Genomic DNA, 16,878 nt, shown 5'->3' with positions numbered 1-16,878 from the left:
ATGCAAAGCCCTGATCGTTTCGACAAATTCTATTTCGCCAAAGTGGGTTTGGGCGAAGCCTGTGGTTGCGCCGAACGCGTGATTGATGTGTTTGAATTCAACCGGAAGGCTGGCGCGCAGACACAATCAGCGAAGAAGGACCGACGCAAACGGCGATCTCTGCGTGGGTTGGCCGTGAAATACGGATTGCTCAGCCGCAAGCGTCAGCCCTGAAGGTCAGGGCGCTTTTAGCCCCAGATTCGCTACCTGCTCAGTCGCCTTCGCCACCCACTGATCTTTCATCTCGGCTCCGGTCAGTTGTCGTAGCCCCAGCTTGCGCAGCGTCTCGATTTTCTCCGCACCCCCGGCCCCAAAACTGGCCGCCACGCGGGGCCACCAATAGTCAATTGACGCCTGCATCTCGGCAGCCTTCCCCTGTTCGATCAGCTTGAGCGCGCCTTCAAGGGCCAGTTCTCCATGGCGCGCCTCGATCGGAGCGATATCCCGGAAGGCTTCGGCTAGAGGTTGATAAGATATCTGAGAGAATTGAGCGAGTTGAACTGCAACCGCCTGGCTCATCAGCAGGTTCATCACCACAGCGTCCTCCCACCCTTCGATGGGATAGTTGAACACCGCAAGTCGCATATCATGTTCAGACCGGGTGGCCCCAATATCTGCATCGCGATCCAGACGCGTGGTCCAGGGGTGATGGTTTGCATAGCGATCAGTGTTGGCCCCGAACTCGCCCATGATTTTCAGCACACGATCTGCATTGTCGGTCTTTTCCAACACAATCTTTGCCGCCGCGATGCGTTCCTTGATGCCGGGGCCCTGATTGATGATGTCGGCAAAGCCCGCAGCACCTGCCAGCTCACTATCCACGAAGGTCGCCATTAGCTTCATAAGTTCTGCGCGATAGCGTGGCGGAACATTGGTTGGATTGCTCAGGACGCCACCGGCGGCCAGATAGCTCTCGATTGTCATGTCTTCAGCCATCATTCCCTCCGTCTACTGATCGTAGTCCACGACCACGGTGTCGGTCAGCGGATAAGCCTGACAGCTCAGGACGTATCCTTTTTCGACCTCGTAATCTTCCAAAGCGTGATTGGCGACCATCTCAACATCACCCTCAAGCAGCCGGCAACGACAGGTCGAGCACACCCCGGCCTTGCAGGCGTAAGGCGCGTCCATTGCATTCTCCAATGCGGCATCAAGGATCGATTGATCCTTGGGCATGGTGATTGACTGCGTTGCCCCGTCCATTGTGATCGAGGCCTTGGTCTGGTTGGCCTGAGACGCCGTGTCCGCACCACTTACCTTGCGCTTGGCCCGACCGGGTTGGGCGCTGGCGAAAAGCTCGAATTTGATTTGTCCATCATCCAGCCCATGTGCACGCAGGGCAGAAGCGATGCCCAGCATCATGGGCTCGGGGCCGCAAATAAAGGCTGTGTCGACATTCTTGATGTCGATCCAGTGTTCGAACAGGTCGGCACATTTCTCTTGCGTGACCAAACCGGTGAACAACTCGATTTCCTGCGCATCCGTTTCCAGAATGTGGATCACGTTCAAGCGCCCCATATAGAGGTTCTTGAGATCCTCAAGTTCCTCTCGGAACATGATCGTGTTTACGCCCTTGTTGGCATAGACCAATGTGAAGCGTGAATGCGGCTCCCGGGCGAGCGTGGTTTTCAGGATCGACAGAACCGGGGTGATACCTGACCCACCAGCAAAGCCCAGATACTGCTTTTCGGCGGACGGATCGATCGCGGTGTGAAAGCTACCCATCGGCGGCATCGCCTGAACCGTGTCGCCCACCTTCAGGTCAGTGTTGGCCCAGGTTGAGAACGCGCCGCCATCGACGCGCTTGATGCCGACCTGCAGAATGCCTTCATCCTTACCAGCGCAGATAGAGTATGATCGGCGCAACTCTTCCCCGTCGAAATCGCGACGGAAGGTCAGGTATTGGCCTTGGGTGAAATCGAATTCCTCAGCCGAGCCGTTCACCGGTTTCAACGTCACCACCACCGCGTCGCGGATGGTTTTGTGAATGTCGGTGACTTCCAGATCGTGAAAGCGTGCCATCCGGTGATCCTCCCTCAGATGCACTTGAAATAGTCAAAAGGTTCCAAACAGTCGGTACAGCGCCAATGGGCCTTACACGGGGTCGAGCCGAATTGGCTGACCTTCTCGACCGCTTTGCTGCCACAAAGTGGGCAACGTTCGGGTCCGCCAGCGGGCTGGGGCGGAGCGATGCCGTATTCCTCAAGCCGAGCACGGCCCTTGTCGCTGAGCCAATCGGTGGTCCACGCGGGCGCAATGCTTGTTTCGATCCGCAAATCGTCAATCCCGTGATCACGCAACGCGGTTTCGATATCCATGCTGATCACCGAAGTCGCCGGGCAGCCCGAATAAGTCGGGGTAACTGTGACCAACAGCGTGTCATCGTCCCACTGCACATCACGCACAATGCCCAGATCGACGACCGAGATCACTGGGATCTCGGGGTCGGGAACAGCGTCCAGCCACTCCCATACCTGATCAGTCGAGGCCCTCATGCGCTCTTACCAAGAGGCGCCGGGATAGGCGCGTTGAAGCCACTGCATCTGTGTCAGTAAATGGCCCAGATGTTCGGTATGCATCCGCCCGTCACGCCCACCTTTATGGGCAAAGCGGCTTTCGGGAATGGTCAGCGTTGCCTCGCTCAGAACCCGCATGATCAGAGCGTCATATTCTGCTCGCAGAGATGCCGGGTTCGGAGTAATCCCCGCCGCAACCATCTCAGCATCAACATCATCGCTGGCAAACATCTCGCCTACATAGGGCCAGAGATAGTCCAGCGCCTCCTGCATCCGGGCGTGGCTTTCTTCGGTTCCATCGCCGAGCCCGACAACCGTGTCGCCAGAGCGTTCAAGGTGATAGGTGACCTCTTTGCTGGCCTTGGCAGCAATCGCCGCGACCCGCTCGTCGGATGATTTCATTAATCGCCCCAGCATGATCGAATGCCACGCATCGAACAGGAACTGGCGCATCAGAGTGCGCCCGAAATCGCCATTCGGGACCTCGACCAGCAACACATTACGAAAGTCCCATGCGTCGCGCAAAAAGGCCAGGTCATCGGCGCTTTTGCCGCCGTCGATGTCACCGGCGAGGCCCAACCACATCTGGGTCTGACCGATCAGGTCCAACGCAGTGTTGGCCAGCGCGATATCCTCCTCCAGCACCGGCGCGTGGCCGCACCATTCGCTAACGCGATGGCCGAGGATCAGGGTATTATCCCCCATCCGCAGCAGAAACTGCAGGATTGCTTCGTCCCGGGTCATCACATTGCCCCCACTTCATCGGGAATGTCGAAAAAGGTCGGGTGACGGTACACTTTGCTCTCACTGGGCTCGTAAAGCGGGCCTTTGTCGCTAGGCGAAGAGGCCGAAATGTTGTTGGCTTCAACCACCCAAATCGACACGCCTTCGTTGCGGCGGGTGTACACATCCCGCGCATTCTTGATCGCCATCTCCGCGTCAGGCGCATGCAGCGAGCCGACGTGGCGATGGCTCATCCCATGCTGACCGCGGATGAAGATTTCCCACAGGGGCCATTCGTTGTTCATTTGGTATCCTCCTTGGGTTTACTCTGCCGCCAGATTGCGTGTGCGTTTCTTGCGGGCATGGGCCAGCAGGCCGTCACGCACCCATTTTCCATCGTCCCACGCCTTGTTACGCGCGGCCAAACGATCGACATTGCAGGGGCCATTGCCCTTGATCACATCGAAGAACTCGGACCAGTCGGGGTCGGTGTAGTCGTAGTGGCCCCGCGCTTCGTTCCATTTCAGGTCAGGGTCAGGGATGCTCAGACCCAGATATTCGGCCTGTGGCACGGTCTGATCCACGAATTTCTGGCGCAGCTCGTCATTGGTGTTTATCTTGATTTTCCAAGCCATCGACTGGGCGGAATGGACCGATTCCTTGTCGGAAGGCCCGAACATCATCAGCGACGGGTACCAAAGCCGGTTCATCGCATCCTGCGCCATCCGGCGTTGTTCCGGCGTGCCTTCCGCCATCTTGCGGATCGCGTCATAGCCCTGACGCTGGTGAAAGCTTTCTTCCTTGCAGATGCGGATCATCGCGCGTGAATAGGGGCCAAAGGATGTCCGCTGCAGTGGAACCTGATTCATGATCGCGGCCCCATCGACCAGCCATCCGACCGCGCCGATATCAGCCCAGTTCAGTGTCGGGTAGTTGAAGATCGACGAATACTTCATGCGGCCATCCAACAGCATCTCGGTGATCTCGTCCCGGCTGACGCCCAGCGTTTCGGCCGCACAATAGAGATACAGCCCATGCCCGGCCTCATCCTGCACCTTGGCCAATAGGATCGCCTTACGCTCCAGTGTTGGAGCGCGCGTGATCCAGTTGCCTTCGGGTAACTGGCCGACAATCTCGGAATGCGCGTGCTGGCCAATCTGACGGATAAGGGTCGCGCGATAGTCATCGGGCATCCAGTCTTTGGGCTCGATCTTGATATCGGCGTCGATCTTGTCCTGAAAGGCGCGCTCCTGCTCGGTCATCTCCTCGCGGGATTTTACGCCTGTTCCGGCTGTCTTGATCATCTGAGCGTACATGTGAGGTCTCCTCCCTTACACGCGTTCAAGAATAAGTGCAGCACCCTGCCCTACCCCGACGCACATGGTGCAGAGCGCATAGCGCCCGCCCGTGCGGCGCAGTTGATAAGCAGCGGTCATAACCAACCTTGCGCCGCTCATCCCAAGCGGATGCCCGATCGCAATGGCGCCTCCGTTCGGATTTACATGGGGCGCATCATCGGGCACCCCCAGTTCGCGAAGCGTGGCAAGGCCTTGCGAGGCAAATGCCTCATTCAATTCTATCACATCCATCTGATCGATGCTGAGACCCGCGCGGGCCAGTACCTTGCGGCTGGCTGGAACAGGGCCGATGCCCATCACGCGCGGCTCAACCCCGGCAACGGACATTCCGACAACGCGGGCAATTGGGGTCAGATCGTTCTTTGCCGCTGCGGATTCATTCGCCATCAAGATCGCCGCCGCGCCGTCGTTTACGCCCGAAGCGTTCCCAGCCGTGACGGTCTTATCCAACCCGTTGATGCCCTTCAGGCCCGACAGTTTCTCGGCTGTGGTTCCAGGACGCGGATGTTCATCCGTGTCGACCACCACAGGATCGCCCTTACGTTGCGGGATTGTGACCGGGGTGATCTCCTCCCGAAACACCCCGGTCTGGTGCGCCGCGGCCCAGCGGGCCTGGCTGCGTTCGGCAAACGCATCCTGATCGGAGCGGTTGATACCGTAAGCTTCCGCTACGTTATCTGCTGTTTCGGGCATCGAGTCGATACCAAATTCCTGCTTCATCTTGGGATTCACAAAACGCCAGCCGATCGTTGTGTCGTAGACTGAATTCGCGCGCGAGAAGGCGGACGTCGCTTTGGGCATCACAAATGGTGCGCGCGACATGCTTTCAACACCCCCGGCGATGGCCATGTCATAGTCCCCGGCGCGGATCGCGCGGGCCGCCATACCCACGGCATCCATCCCAGAAGCACAAAGTCGGTTGATGGTCGTTCCAGGCACATCCACCGGCAGCCCCGCCAGCAACGCCGCCATGCGCGCCACGTTGCGGTTGCTTTCCCCAGCCTGATTGGCGTCGCCGTAGATCACGTCGTCTATGCCTGTCCAATCAACCTGAGGGTTTCGCGCTATCAGCGCAGCAATCGGGATCGCTGCCAAATCATCCGTGCGAACTTGGCTGAGGCTGCCGCCATACCGTCCGATTGGTGTGCGCTGCGCGTCGCAGATAAAGGCGTCCATTGGGCGAGGGCTCCGAGAATTATATCGCGTGATTAAGTGACCGATAGGTCGGTTAATAAGCAACACCGCGATTCGCAGCAAGTAAAATGTAACATGATTTTAAGTTTTAGAGGATAATGGTAACATATTAGGGCTCCTAAATTATTAAAGCCCGCAGATTTGCGGGCTTCAATAATTGGCATGAATGACGACGAAATTCAGACCATCGCAAATATGCGGGCCGGACCGCCAGACCCCCCGCGATGAGCTGGCGCACCCACAATCAATGTCGTTCCGCTGGCTGGCACTTTGTCCAGGTTTGCAAGATTTTCGATGCCATACCTGTTCGTAGGTAGCCACGCGTAGTGAGTAGCAAAATCGGCTGATGGTCCGTGATCGAGGGATAGGGAATCCACCGCCAAGGCAACAGCGCCTGTGCCATCCATCAGCATCTGTGCGGCTTCGACATGGAAACCCGGAAAGTGCATTTTGCCTTCGGCGTCTGCGTTGCGGAAGTCTGGCGTTGCGGATTTAGCTCCCCACCCTGAATGCATCGCGACGCAAGCGCCGTCTGGGATCGGACCGTTTGCAGAGATCCAGGCCTCAAGATCGTCAGGCGTAACCTGAGCATCCGCATCCTCTGCTGCCCGCGCAGCGATATCAATTACGCAAAGTGGGCATACCAGATTGGATACAGGAATTTCATCAACCGACTGACCATCGGCCGAGAAATGTAGCGGCGCATCGATATGCGTGCCTGTGTGTTCATTTACAGCGAGATTGAACAGATTGAAACCGTGGTCCTTGAAGTTGAAGGCTTGAGTTGCCTCAATTCCGGGTTCGCCAAAATAGGTCGGAAAATCAGCATCATATATATGTGTCATGTCTACGACTTCGCCATGGCCCATCGCCATTGCAGGTGTCGTCGCAGCCGAGCTTAGTGCGGTTCCAGCCACCATTGCGGCCCCGGCGTTAAAGAAAGAACGCCGAGATAGCATCCGATCTTTTACCGCATTCATTACGCATACATCACACATCTTGTAGCTCCCTTATTAAATGACACCGACAGCGGAATACTGCCCGACATGCTTGACTGAGTCCAATTCAGCCCCCTTAAGTTCAGTTTAGCCCGACGCTGATGAAGTGCGTTTCACATGTTCGTAACGCTGCGACCGTAGCGCAAAAACCGAACGGTTGGTCGATTATAGGGTTGAATACTGTCTCAGTACGGTTCAGTCTCTGACTGCGTGGCAAATCGGGTTGAATGGACCACAACGCATATCTTTTCAGGAGGCAGGAACAAATGTCCCAGGTAATTGGCTATGAAAAAGTGGGCGACATCGCGGTTTTGTCGGCGAATAACCCGCCGGTAAATGCTCTGGGTGCAGAAGTACGCCAAGGCCTCCTGGCAGGGATTGAGCGTGCTGAAGCTGATGGCGTACAGGCCGTTTTGATTTACGGTGAGGGGCGGACCTATTTTGCCGGCGCTGATATTCGCGAATTCGGCAAGCCACCGCAGGATCCTTGGTTACCCGCGCTCTGCGATCGCATTGAAGCATCACCGCTTATGGTGGTTTCATCTCTACACGGAACAGCCCTTGGCGGCGGGCTTGAGGTTGCACTGTCCTGTCACTACCGTATTGCGACCCCATTAACAAAAGTCGGGCTACCTGAGGTCAACCTTGGCATCATCCCCGGCGCGGGTGGAACCCAACGATTGCCACGGGTCGCTGGCGTCGAGGCCGCATTGGAAATGATAACGACAGGCCGCCATGTGCAGGCCTCTGAAGCGTTACAGATGGGCGTGCTGGACAAGGTGCAGGACGGAGATCCGCGCGAGATTGGTTTGGCCTTCGTACGAGATCTACTTGAAACGGGCGCACCGCGCCGACCTGTCTGCGAAATGGCTAAACCGACGCCGATCGACTTTGACGCGACCTATGATGCCGTATTGAAGAAAGGACGGGGGCAGCTGTCGCCTGCGATTGCCGTGCGTGCTGTGCAAGCCAGCTGTGAAGCCCATGATTTTGCAGCAGGACAGGCTCGCGAACGGGAACTGTTCACCGAGCTGATGGCGTCAGATCAGCGAAAAGGGCTGATCCATGCCTTCTTTGCTGAGCGCGCTGTCTCCAAACTCCCGGAACTGCAAGGGATCAACCCCCGCGAGCTTCATCAGATAGGTGTTGTCGGAGGGGGTACGATGGGCGCAGGCATCGCCACATCCGCTCTGCTGGCGGGGCTTACGGTTGTATTGCTTGAAATGTCGGTGGACGCAGCCAAGGCTGCAAAAGACCGGATCGCAGCAAATCTGGCGGGTGCTGTGAAACGGGGGAAGCTGAGCCCAGACGCGCAAGAGGAAATTCTGGAGAATAGGATAACCCTGTCCACGGACTATGATGGGCTGAGTGGCGTTGATTTGGTGATAGAAGCCGTTTTTGAGGATATGGAGATCAAGAAACAGGTTTTTGCAAAACTGGATGCGACCTGTAAATCCGGTGCCGTGCTGGCAACAAATACCTCATATCTCGACCTGAACGAAATTGCAGCATCCACAGGCAGGCCCAGTGACGTGATCGGTCTGCACTTTTTCTCACCTGCACATGTGATGAAACTGCTTGAGATCGTTGTTGCGGACCACACTGCGCCCGAAGTTATTGCGACAGGATTTGCTTTGGGCAAACGGTTAGGGAAAGTGTCCGTCAGGGCTGGCGTATGCGACGGTTTCATCGGTAACCGTATTCTCAACGCCTACCGAACCTGCGCGGATCACATGGTTCTGGATGGGGCAAGCCCTTTTCAGATTGATGCCGCGTTGACCAGATTTGGATTTGCAATGGGGCCATTTGCGGTATCCGACCTTGCCGGGCTAGACATCGGTTGGGCCGCGCGCAAACGCAAACGGGCTACGGGCCTGGACCCGCGCGCGCGTGAAAGCTTCTATGCCGATAAACTATGCGAAGCAGGGCATTTTGGTCAGAAGACCGGCAAAGGTTACTATGTCTACGAGCCGGGAAATCGAAGCCGAAAACCCAACCCTGAAATCATGCCTTTGATCGAAGCCGAGCGCGCCGCCAAAGGTATCTCTCCACGAGAGTTCACCGACGAAGAGATCGTGCGTCGTTATATGATTGCGATGGTGAATGAGGCGGCAAAGGTAGTTGGTGAGGGGATCGCCCGCAGACCACTGGATGTGGATATCACGCTGCTTTATGGCTATGGATTTCCACGATATTGGGGCGGACCATTGAAATGGGCCGACTTGCAGGGACTGTCAGACGTGGTGGATGACATTCGCCGGTGGTCTGGAGAAGATCCATATTATTGGCAGCCCGCGCCTTTGCTTGAAAAACTGGCAACCGAAGGTCGTTGTTTTGACGATCTCAACAAAGCAAGTTGAGATCTAGGCCTCCTTGCCCGCCAGATATTGAAATTGCCAATGTTGCCGGGCGGAGCAAGAGAAGGCGTTTCCAAAGAAACGCCAATACCTGACAGGTGCGTTTGGGATTAGTTTAGTACACCTTCAGCAGCTGCGCGAACTGCACGAATATTGTCGCCATAAACAGACGGATTTGAAACTGACCCGCCCTTGAAAACAGCCGAGCCAGCGACCAGCACATCTGCACCGGCGGCTGCAACCAGAGGTGCGGTGCTGGGATCGACACCACCATCTATTTCGATATGCACCGGGCGGTCACCAATCATCTGACGCAAACGGCGCACCTTGGCGGTCATATCAATGAACTTTTGCCCGCCAAAACCGGGGTTAACGGTCATAACACAAACCAGATCGGTCAGATCCAGCAGATGCTCTACCGCCTCAGCTGGTGTTCCCGGGTTCAAGGCAATACCTGCTTTCATCCCGGTGGCGCGAATGGCCTGTAACGTGCGATGCGAGTGCGGCCCGGCCTCAACATGAGCTGTGAGCACATCAGCCCCAGCATCGGCATAAGCCTGAATGTATGGATCGACCGGTGAGATCATCAGATGCACATCCATAACCGTCTTCACATGTGGTCGGAATGCTTTGACCGCCGGGGGGCCAAATGTGAGGTTGGGCACAAAATGCCCATCCATAACATCCACATGAACCCAATCGGCGCCTTGCGTTTCAATGGCCTGAATCTCTTGTCCGAAGTTTGCGAAATCTGCCGACAGGATCGACGGTGCGATCTTGATGGAACGGTCAAAGTTCATGGCGGGCCTCATGCGGATATGCAGTTGCGAGGGGATATATCTGTGATGGGCAAGGAGCGGTAGACCCGAGATACAAAAATCTTACCAGTCTCCCCTAACCTGCCGCCGCTCACCCAAGCCTCGGAATAAGTATCCTATTTATCGAGAGCGGGAGTGGGATTTCATACCTAAAAGTGAAATCTATATGCGACTCAAATGTCGGTCGTCCTTCCGTTCAGGTATCAGTATTTCGCAACCAAGACCGCCGAGGCGTTCCGAAACGCCAAGTTTAAGCGTGCCACCATAAGCCTTCAGCAGATCGACAGTAATAGCCAATCCCAAACCAGTCCCGCTGACAGAGGTATCCAGACGCTCGCCAGATCGTAGTACGGCTGATTGTGCCTCTTCAGGAATGCCGGGTCCATCATCCTCAATACAGATTTTTATGTTGCGCCCATCACGATGTGCCGAGATATGAATTGTCGTTCGGCACCACTTGAGGGCATTGTCGAGAAGATTACCCAACACCTCTTCAATGTCCTGAGTGTCGATGCTGACCCAAAGACCGGCTTGGTAGTCTGAAGTTAGAGATTTGCCTTCGCGCTCTGCCATAATTGAAAAAAATTTAGACAGCCTCTCGACCGAATTGGAGATATCCGTTCGCGAATGGGTCAATTCGGCGGTATTTGACGCACGCATGCGTGCAAGCGCTCGACCAAGTTGGGAATCTATACGTGCCAGCGCTTCTTCCGCGGACCCGGTATCGGATCCGGATTCCGACAAGTTCAACAACTCGTTTCGGAGAATCGATGTTGGTGTCTTAAGTGCATGGGCCATATCTGCGGCCTGACGTCGAGAATTCGAAACGATCTCGCGATTTCGGTGCAACAGCTGATTGAGGTCTTCCACAAGCGGCGATACTTCTTCAGGATAATCATCCGGCTTCAGGTCGTCTCCGTTGTCCCAGCGATGGGCAACGTCAGCACGCAATTTCCTGAGCGGGCCAATGACCGCAGACATCAACAAAAGAGAGCCCGCAACACCAATCAGCCCAACCAGCCCAAAGACTGGAAGCAGGTTTGATTGTGCAGCCCGGCGTTCGCTTAGCAGTTCAAGCCTGCTTTCCGCAACGCTCACGCCCCATTCCGTTCCGTCTTCAAAGGTGATTTTCTGATAAATGCTGCGAACAGCTTCATCGTCTGGTCCCAGCGTGTTCCAAATGGTTGCTTCGTTGCCAGTACGCGTGGGCTCTGCGATCGTTTCGTCGAACAATGAGGCCGATGTATAGATGTCGCCTTTGTTATTCGTCACCTGCCAATATCTGCCTGAATAAGGCGTACCATATGCGGGGTCGAATATCAGCTCTCTCAGAACATCCGGAGCGTCGGTGGTGACACTTAGTCCAACAACTAACTGAGTGTGACGGTCGCGTAACGTTTCATCAAACTGCTGGAGCACCCTCGTATTAATGTAGGAGAAAACGACCAACGTTCCGACACCTACCGACACTGTGGCAGACGCCAGCCCGCTAAGTAGGGCGCGATGGCGCAGCGATAGCATCAGGCGGTATCGATCATATAGCCGCGTCCTCTGACCGTAGTGATGAGATCAGGCCCCAATTTCTTGCGTAGCCGGGTAATGAATACGGCGATAGTGTTGGAATCTCGGTCACCGTCGTATTCGTATATATGTTCCGATAATTCGGTTCTGGAAACCATGCGCCCCAAGTTGTGTGCAAGGTAGGTGAGAACCGCGATCTCCTGCGCGGTTAGATCAACCGGAATCCCCGCGACACTGACCCGCCCGTTCCTGGTATCCAGCGAGACGTCTCCCATTTCGATAACCGGATTGAGCTGACCACTCTGCCTGCGCAGAATTGCCCGCACACGCGCGGCCAGTTCCGGCATGTGAAACGGTTTGGTCATGTAGTCATCTGCGCCCGCATCAAGACCATCGACACGCTCGCTCCAACCGTCACGGGCCGTCAGTATCAATACCGGTGTCTTAACACCTGAGCTGCGCCATTCACGCAAAACGGAAATTCCATCCCGTTCAGGCAACCCAATGTCGAGTATGATCATGTCATATGGTTCGGTCGCGCCCATATGAAGAGCGTCCGTTCCGTTATGGGCCACATCCACCACATGACCCTCGACCCCCAGAAGTTTTTTAATCTGTTCGCAGAGCTGGGGTTCGTCTTCAGCCAGAAGTATTCTCATATCTTAAAACTACAGGCACATTCGCGTTGGTTTAAGCCCTAATTTCTGCCATTCCCGTTCCCACCGGAATTGCCGCCGCCATTTCCACCGCCGTTCCCGCCAGCATTACCTCCGCCGTTTCCGCCAGAATTACCACCGCTGTTACCGCCGCTGTTACCGCCGCTGTTTCCACCCGCATTTCCGCCGCCTCCGGGACCATTTCCATTGCCACCAGCATTCCCTTTACTGCGATTTGCAGCTGATCCGGCCCCATTGCGGTTACCACGATTGCTATTGGCTTTGGTCGAATTGGAACGCGCAGCATTCGAAATCTGGTTACCCACCCCAGACTGGTTGGACACAACAACTCCCGTCTGCGCATTCACAATCACGCTAAAGATTTTTCCATCCGGCTTTTTTACAAGAATTCGATAATAGATCTCACCCGCCTGAAACGCGCGGGCATCGACCGGGGTGCCTCCGTAGGTTTTTGCGACGCCTTTGATGACCCGTGCAAGCCGAATCGTATTACCCGATAGGGTCGCCCTGCGCAGTTCACTCTGTTTGAGCTCACGGACGTCTGCGGCTGCTTCCTTAACAGGTATAGCAACAAGCAAACTTACCACCGTCAATAAAACCGCTACACGCATCTACTTCCTCACACTTGCAGGTCAGAAGATACGTCAATCGACGTGAACCGGTGATGAACAAGCAGTTAGCCCTGCGTTCAAGCGCTCCCAAGTTAAATGATTGAGAGATCAGATGATTCGCACGTGGATTGCAGCATTCGAACACAGCACGCCATTTCATAGATTAAAGCGCCGCTGTTGTTCCATCAAGGAGACCGATATGAAAACCTCTATCCTCAGCCCTATAAAAGCTTCTGCGGTGGCTATTGCTTTGCTGGGATCGACCGCCGTTGTTGTTACAGTCGCAATGCCAGATGTTGCAATTGCCAAAGAAGGAAAAGGCAACGGCGGGGGTAATGGCGGCGGCCAGGGTGGCGGAAAAGGTGGTGGAAACGGGAACAGCGGGAACAATGGTGGTGCCGACAAAGGCGATCGCGATTCAGCCAGTAACAATAAGAAAGGGTCTGACGGAAACCGCAAAGTTGGAAAATCCGGGGGGTCCATTTTCGGCGGTTCAAAAAGCAAGTCTTCGCGTTCCACTTCAGAGAACCGCGGTCGATTTTCACTAAAAGATCTTTTTAATGGAGGCGGCAAAGCAAAAGGCGCTGCAAATTCCAGGACGCGCACGACCACCAGCAGTGGAAAGCAATTATCCAAGACCAACAAGCAGACTACAGAAAATTTGATTGTCGACGAACCTGTTCGCCCCGCAGTTCGGCCCACTGGTAACAGGGTGGCGGCGCTTCTTGGTGCCCACCCTTCTGAACTGGGTGCACTTAATGCTGCGAACGCAAGTGCGACAGCCTTGGCCAATGCTTCACCTAATTCACGTGTCGGAAGAATAGCGACATATCGTGACACGGTGCTGGCCGGAGATCTCTTGCGGGAGGATCTTGCAGAACAGTTGGAAGAGCTTACCGGACTGGAGCCACCAGAGCGCACTGTCGCGGAGATCGAAGAAGATTTAGAAGTCGCATTGGATGATGTTCAAACCAATCAAGAGCTTGTTGACGAACTTGAACAGGCTTTGGAGGATGCCGGTGGAACGGACCCTGTGATCGAAGAGCAGCTCGATCAAGCGCAGATGGATCTGGAAGGTTCAATTGAGGAGGCGCGGGACCTCAATGAGGAACGTCAGGCAGCGTTAGAATATGAAGAAGCGACAGAAGAGGTTCGGGAACTGGTTGAACTTGTTGAAGAACAAGAATTAGCCGAGCGCGAAGCCTTGGAAGCGGCGGCCAACAAACCTGTTACCGATGCCGTGGAAGAAGAGGTCAAGTCGCTTCTGGGTCTGTAATCGAAGCCTCAAATCTCAGGAAAAACTGTCTAACGGTGCAGACAACTCACGGAAGCACCATAAGCCGGGGCGGTCATTTACTTCATCAGAAGCGGAATGGCCGCCCCTTGGTTTACCGGCATTGAACTATGCTTTGTGAGCTACAAACCACGATTTCATTAGCACCAAACGAAAGAATCCCGCCTAAGTTAGGCGGGATTCTGTTGTCAATTCCGTTGTTTAGGACGAGTATCAGGAATTGAACAAGGGTCGACTGAACTACCTTCAGACGTTGGTTTGCGCCTCAGAAAGTCGCTTGTTTTTTACAATTTCTATTAGTGCATTTTCGATAGGAGGGAAGCGACCGCTGATTGTAGAGCGTTTGGTTGGCAACTTGTCCGCAGCGATACTGCCAGAGGTTTGCATCACAGAAACAGTGTCGGACTCTTCGGTCATAAAGGCAGACTTGATCATGCGTTTCCCCTCATTTGCAATTGAACGACAACTCGCTCGTTCAACTCTATAGAGCACTATGCCTCATCTCGGTTGAACGTCGCGAAAATACATTGTTCATGTTCGGTTAATGTTGTCCCCAAAACGAAAACAATGGGATAGTATGACCATTTGCCGGGGTTTGTTGCGCAGATCAGGGCGTGCCTTTGCTTCACTGCGATCTGTCAATGGTCTTAATAGGCTATGCTAAATTACTTGATTGACCCTCGTTTGCCTCAGCTCTCTCGAATTGTCGGCCTCCGGGATCGTCTAGTTGTGTTCAGCGCCCTGAGAGTGGTCCTTTGTTCAAGCCTACAGTGTTATTTATTGACCCGCACCTCTTGGGTGATTTCTTGATTGGGGTCGTAGACACTAGAAACCGCTTAAGCGCTCGATAAGCCAGTACATCGAAACCGATCCGATGCCATAGGCGGTGAGTACGACCGGTCCTCGACCAGTCGGCGAGGCAAACAAGCGCCAAATCGCAGTGAAGAGGGCCAGCGCAGCGATGAAACTCATCTGACCAGCCTCAACACCGAGATTAAATGCCAGCAACGCTGCCGGAATATCGTTTGGTGGTAGTCCAATTTCTGCCAGGGCACCTGCAAAACCAAGGCCGTGCAAAAGGCCAAACCCAAAGCAAACAATCCACGGTTTTTGCTTGGAAAGTCGGAAGCGACCTTCGCCACCTTTGACAATCTCCATTGCCAGAAACACGATTGAAAGCGCTATTACTGCCTCGACCGGTGGCCCAGGAACATTCAAAATACCAAAGGTCGCCAGCGCCAGAGTTATTGAATGCGCTAGTGTAAAAGCTGTTACGGCTCCTACCAGTCTCCAGACCTCTCGGACCAGAATAAACAGCGCGAACACGAATAAAAGGTGATCCCAACCTTCCAGTATGTGTTCAAATCCCAATTGAAAATAGGATATGAAAACTGACCATGTCGTCTGTTCAAGAGGTATGGTTTGGATTGCTGTATCTGAGGTGAGACGAAGGGTCGTCGGTGCGGCCTCTAAGGGGTGCAAGCGCACCAAAACATCGTTTCTTTGTGCCTCCAAGCCTTCAATCGCAATGGATTTCCCCGCAATATCTTCACGACACTCCATGACCCATGATGAAACCCAGGCCCGACTGTCACGTGTTGCTTCCGGACCACGTGACGGAGCGCAACCATTTGGCAGCACTGCATCAATCGCCATTGGCTGACCATTCACATCGGGCTTTCGCCAATGAACGCTCCATGTGTTTGATGCGATTTGACGGATTTCCAAATATCCCGGATCAAGCGCATGTGCGTTGGCGTCGCCTTCGGGCCACACGAACAACAACGCAATTAACATACAGACCAAATGTCTCATTTGGTTGGTCCCGCGATATCGGGCACCACAATCTCATAGGCATCAGCAAGCGCCTCATATTGCGCTTGCGCCAGATCTGCACTCATGGTGCGACGCCAATCCTGTAGGACCGCATTGCGTATCTCTGATAACGGCGGTGTTTGAGCAGGCTCGATAGCGACCACTTGAACAAGATGAACACCGTAACCTGATTGGATCGGCCCTCCCCATTGACCTGGTTCGAGTTCAGTTAGACCGTTCGAAAACCCGGCACCAAACACCGAGTCGACAACCCGAGTTGCGGTCAAAGGCATTGAGGCAGGCAGTAATGTTGAACGCCCAAATTCAGGAAGCTCTTGTTCCTCACGCACCGTGCTCAACGCGTTTGCGATCGCAGCGTCACCTGGCGCTTCGCCAAGAAAGATCTGATTGAAGGCTACCTTTTTGGACGTCGCGTATCTTTCACGGTTCTTCTGAAGATAGGCCTCCAAATCTTCGTCTTCAGGGGTAACTGATGCAGCAATCGCTTCAGTAAGAAAATCCATCTTTTGGCTTAGCCGCGATCTGATCACGCTATCTCCGCGATCCAGCCCAAGCTTTCTTGCTTCTCTGACCAAAACTTCTTCACGAATTGATGCATCGATCAAAGCTTGCAGTTCAGCTTCGTTTGGTTGGCGTTTCCACCTGGCCTCAAATTGAGTAACCAGAAGCGCGACATCATCTTTGTCGATTGATATTGTCACGAGATTTTCGGTGGTCTCATTTTCCGGCGCGACGATATGGAACCAAATGAATATAGCCGCCCCAATCAGGAAGAAATGGAACAAAGGTTCTTTCAATAGGCGCATGCAGGCTCCTGCGTGAAATGCATCAGGTTCTACGTACCAATGCTGACATCAGCGAGTTAGTTTTTGCAATAAAGTGGGCTCTTGTCGCGCTGCAGAAGTATAGGCATCTGCCGAGGTAACAATCGCCACC

The 16,878-nt window shown here is 54.5% G+C and carries 18 protein-coding genes; 3 read left to right on the top strand and 15 right to left on the bottom strand.

The window, feature by feature from the left end; all coding sequences use genetic code 11:
• Window positions 1-213: a hypothetical protein gene (locus G7G_RS0102250; protein ID WP_010437875.1), complete on the top strand. Its 213-nt coding sequence runs from the start codon at window positions 1-3 to the stop codon at window positions 211-213.
• A gap of 3 nt (window positions 214-216) precedes the next feature.
• On the opposite strand, the gene G7G_RS0102245 is transcribed toward G7G_RS0102250, so the two are convergent.
• The 8 genes from G7G_RS0102245 to G7G_RS0102210 all read right to left on the bottom strand — a co-directional run bounded on the left by G7G_RS0102245 (window position 217) and on the right by G7G_RS0102210 (window position 6,828).
• On the bottom strand, window positions 217-975 hold the full coding sequence (locus tag G7G_RS0102245; RefSeq protein WP_029621651.1) for a Phenylacetic acid catabolic protein: 759 nt from the start codon (window positions 973-975) through the stop codon (window positions 217-219).
• 12 nt (window positions 976-987) lie between these two features.
• Window positions 988-2,061 (bottom strand): 2Fe-2S iron-sulfur cluster-binding protein, encoded by a 1,074-nt coding sequence (locus G7G_RS0102240; RefSeq protein WP_010437871.1) that lies wholly within the window; start codon window positions 2,059-2,061, stop codon window positions 988-990.
• A 14-nt stretch (window positions 2,062-2,075) separates the two neighbouring features.
• Window positions 2,076-2,534 (bottom strand): 1,2-phenylacetyl-CoA epoxidase subunit PaaD, encoded by a 459-nt coding sequence (gene paaD, locus G7G_RS0102235; RefSeq protein ID WP_010437869.1) that lies wholly within the window; start codon window positions 2,532-2,534, stop codon window positions 2,076-2,078.
• A gap of 6 nt (window positions 2,535-2,540) precedes the next feature.
• Window positions 2,541-3,299 carry a 1,2-phenylacetyl-CoA epoxidase subunit PaaC gene (gene paaC, locus G7G_RS0102230; protein ID WP_010437867.1) on the bottom strand — a complete coding sequence of 253 codons (759 nt, stop codon included), beginning with the start codon at window positions 3,297-3,299 and terminating at the stop codon, window positions 2,541-2,543.
• Window positions 3,299-3,583 carry a 1,2-phenylacetyl-CoA epoxidase subunit PaaB gene (paaB, locus tag G7G_RS0102225; protein WP_010437865.1) on the bottom strand — a complete coding sequence of 95 codons (285 nt, stop codon included), beginning with the start codon at window positions 3,581-3,583 and terminating at the stop codon, window positions 3,299-3,301. Before paaB ends, paaC begins: the two co-directional genes overlap by 1 nt.
• 18 nt (window positions 3,584-3,601) lie before the next feature.
• Entirely contained in the window at window positions 3,602-4,594 is a 993-nt protein-coding gene (gene paaA, locus G7G_RS0102220) for a 1,2-phenylacetyl-CoA epoxidase subunit PaaA (protein ID WP_010437863.1), read from the bottom strand.
• Between the two features lie 15 nt (window positions 4,595-4,609).
• Window positions 4,610-5,812 (bottom strand): 3-oxoadipyl-CoA thiolase, encoded by a 1,203-nt coding sequence (gene pcaF / locus G7G_RS0102215; protein ID WP_010437861.1) that lies wholly within the window; start codon window positions 5,810-5,812, stop codon window positions 4,610-4,612.
• Window positions 5,813-6,009: 197 nt separating this feature from the next.
• On the bottom strand, window positions 6,010-6,828 hold the full coding sequence (locus tag G7G_RS0102210) for a cyclase family protein (RefSeq protein WP_010437860.1): 819 nt from the start codon (window positions 6,826-6,828) through the stop codon (window positions 6,010-6,012).
• Between the two features lie 266 nt (window positions 6,829-7,094).
• Between G7G_RS0102210 and G7G_RS0102205 the strand changes: the two genes are divergently transcribed.
• The gene (locus tag G7G_RS0102205; RefSeq protein ID WP_010437858.1) at window positions 7,095-9,188 is read left to right on the top strand and encodes a 3-hydroxyacyl-CoA dehydrogenase NAD-binding domain-containing protein; all 2,094 of its coding nucleotides are present in this window, start codon (window positions 7,095-7,097) and stop codon (window positions 9,186-9,188) included.
• A 107-nt stretch (window positions 9,189-9,295) separates the two neighbouring features.
• Here the strand turns inward: G7G_RS0102205 and rpe are convergent, their stop codons facing one another.
• The 4 genes from rpe to G7G_RS24500 all read right to left on the bottom strand — a co-directional run bounded on the left by rpe (window position 9,296) and on the right by G7G_RS24500 (window position 12,812).
• Window positions 9,296-9,985, bottom strand: a complete 690-nt coding sequence (gene rpe / locus G7G_RS0102200; RefSeq protein ID WP_010437857.1) for a ribulose-phosphate 3-epimerase — start codon at window positions 9,983-9,985, stop codon at window positions 9,296-9,298.
• A gap of 180 nt (window positions 9,986-10,165) precedes the next feature.
• Window positions 10,166-11,524, bottom strand: a complete 1,359-nt coding sequence (locus tag G7G_RS22675; RefSeq protein WP_010437855.1) for a sensor histidine kinase — start codon at window positions 11,522-11,524, stop codon at window positions 10,166-10,168.
• A complete protein-coding gene (locus G7G_RS0102190) occupies window positions 11,524-12,183 on the bottom strand; it encodes a response regulator transcription factor (RefSeq protein ID WP_029621649.1) in 660 nt (219 codons plus the stop codon). Before G7G_RS0102190 ends, G7G_RS22675 begins: the two co-directional genes overlap by 1 nt.
• A gap of 38 nt (window positions 12,184-12,221) precedes the next feature.
• On the bottom strand, window positions 12,222-12,812 hold the full coding sequence (locus tag G7G_RS24500) for a PepSY domain-containing protein (RefSeq protein WP_029621648.1): 591 nt from the start codon (window positions 12,810-12,812) through the stop codon (window positions 12,222-12,224).
• Between the two features lie 199 nt (window positions 12,813-13,011).
• Here G7G_RS24500 and G7G_RS23630 point away from each other — a divergent pair, with 199 nt between their 5' ends.
• Complete coding sequence (locus G7G_RS23630; RefSeq protein WP_139056588.1) at window positions 13,012-14,088, top strand: hypothetical protein; 1,077 nt, start codon at window positions 13,012-13,014, stop codon at window positions 14,086-14,088.
• A gap of 264 nt (window positions 14,089-14,352) precedes the next feature.
• On the opposite strand, the gene G7G_RS0102175 is transcribed toward G7G_RS23630, so the two are convergent.
• The 3 genes from G7G_RS0102175 to G7G_RS0102165 form a co-directional block, all read right to left on the bottom strand.
• Entirely contained in the window at window positions 14,353-14,541 is a 189-nt protein-coding gene (locus tag G7G_RS0102175; protein WP_010437850.1) for a hypothetical protein, read from the bottom strand.
• Between the two features lie 390 nt (window positions 14,542-14,931).
• The gene (locus G7G_RS0102170; protein WP_029621646.1) at window positions 14,932-15,921 is read right to left on the bottom strand and encodes a HupE/UreJ family protein; all 990 of its coding nucleotides are present in this window, start codon (window positions 15,919-15,921) and stop codon (window positions 14,932-14,934) included.
• On the bottom strand, window positions 15,918-16,748 hold the full coding sequence (locus tag G7G_RS0102165; protein ID WP_010437846.1) for a peptidyl-prolyl cis-trans isomerase: 831 nt from the start codon (window positions 16,746-16,748) through the stop codon (window positions 15,918-15,920). Before G7G_RS0102165 ends, G7G_RS0102170 begins: the two co-directional genes overlap by 4 nt.
• Between the last annotated feature and the right edge of the window lie 130 nt (window positions 16,749-16,878).

It is taken from the genome of Ruegeria conchae, assembly GCF_000192475.1.
GTDB lineage: Bacteria > Pseudomonadota > Alphaproteobacteria > Rhodobacterales > Rhodobacteraceae > Ruegeria > Ruegeria conchae.
Note: the sequence above shows the minus strand (reverse complement) of the source record. Positions and strands in the feature narration are given on the sequence as shown.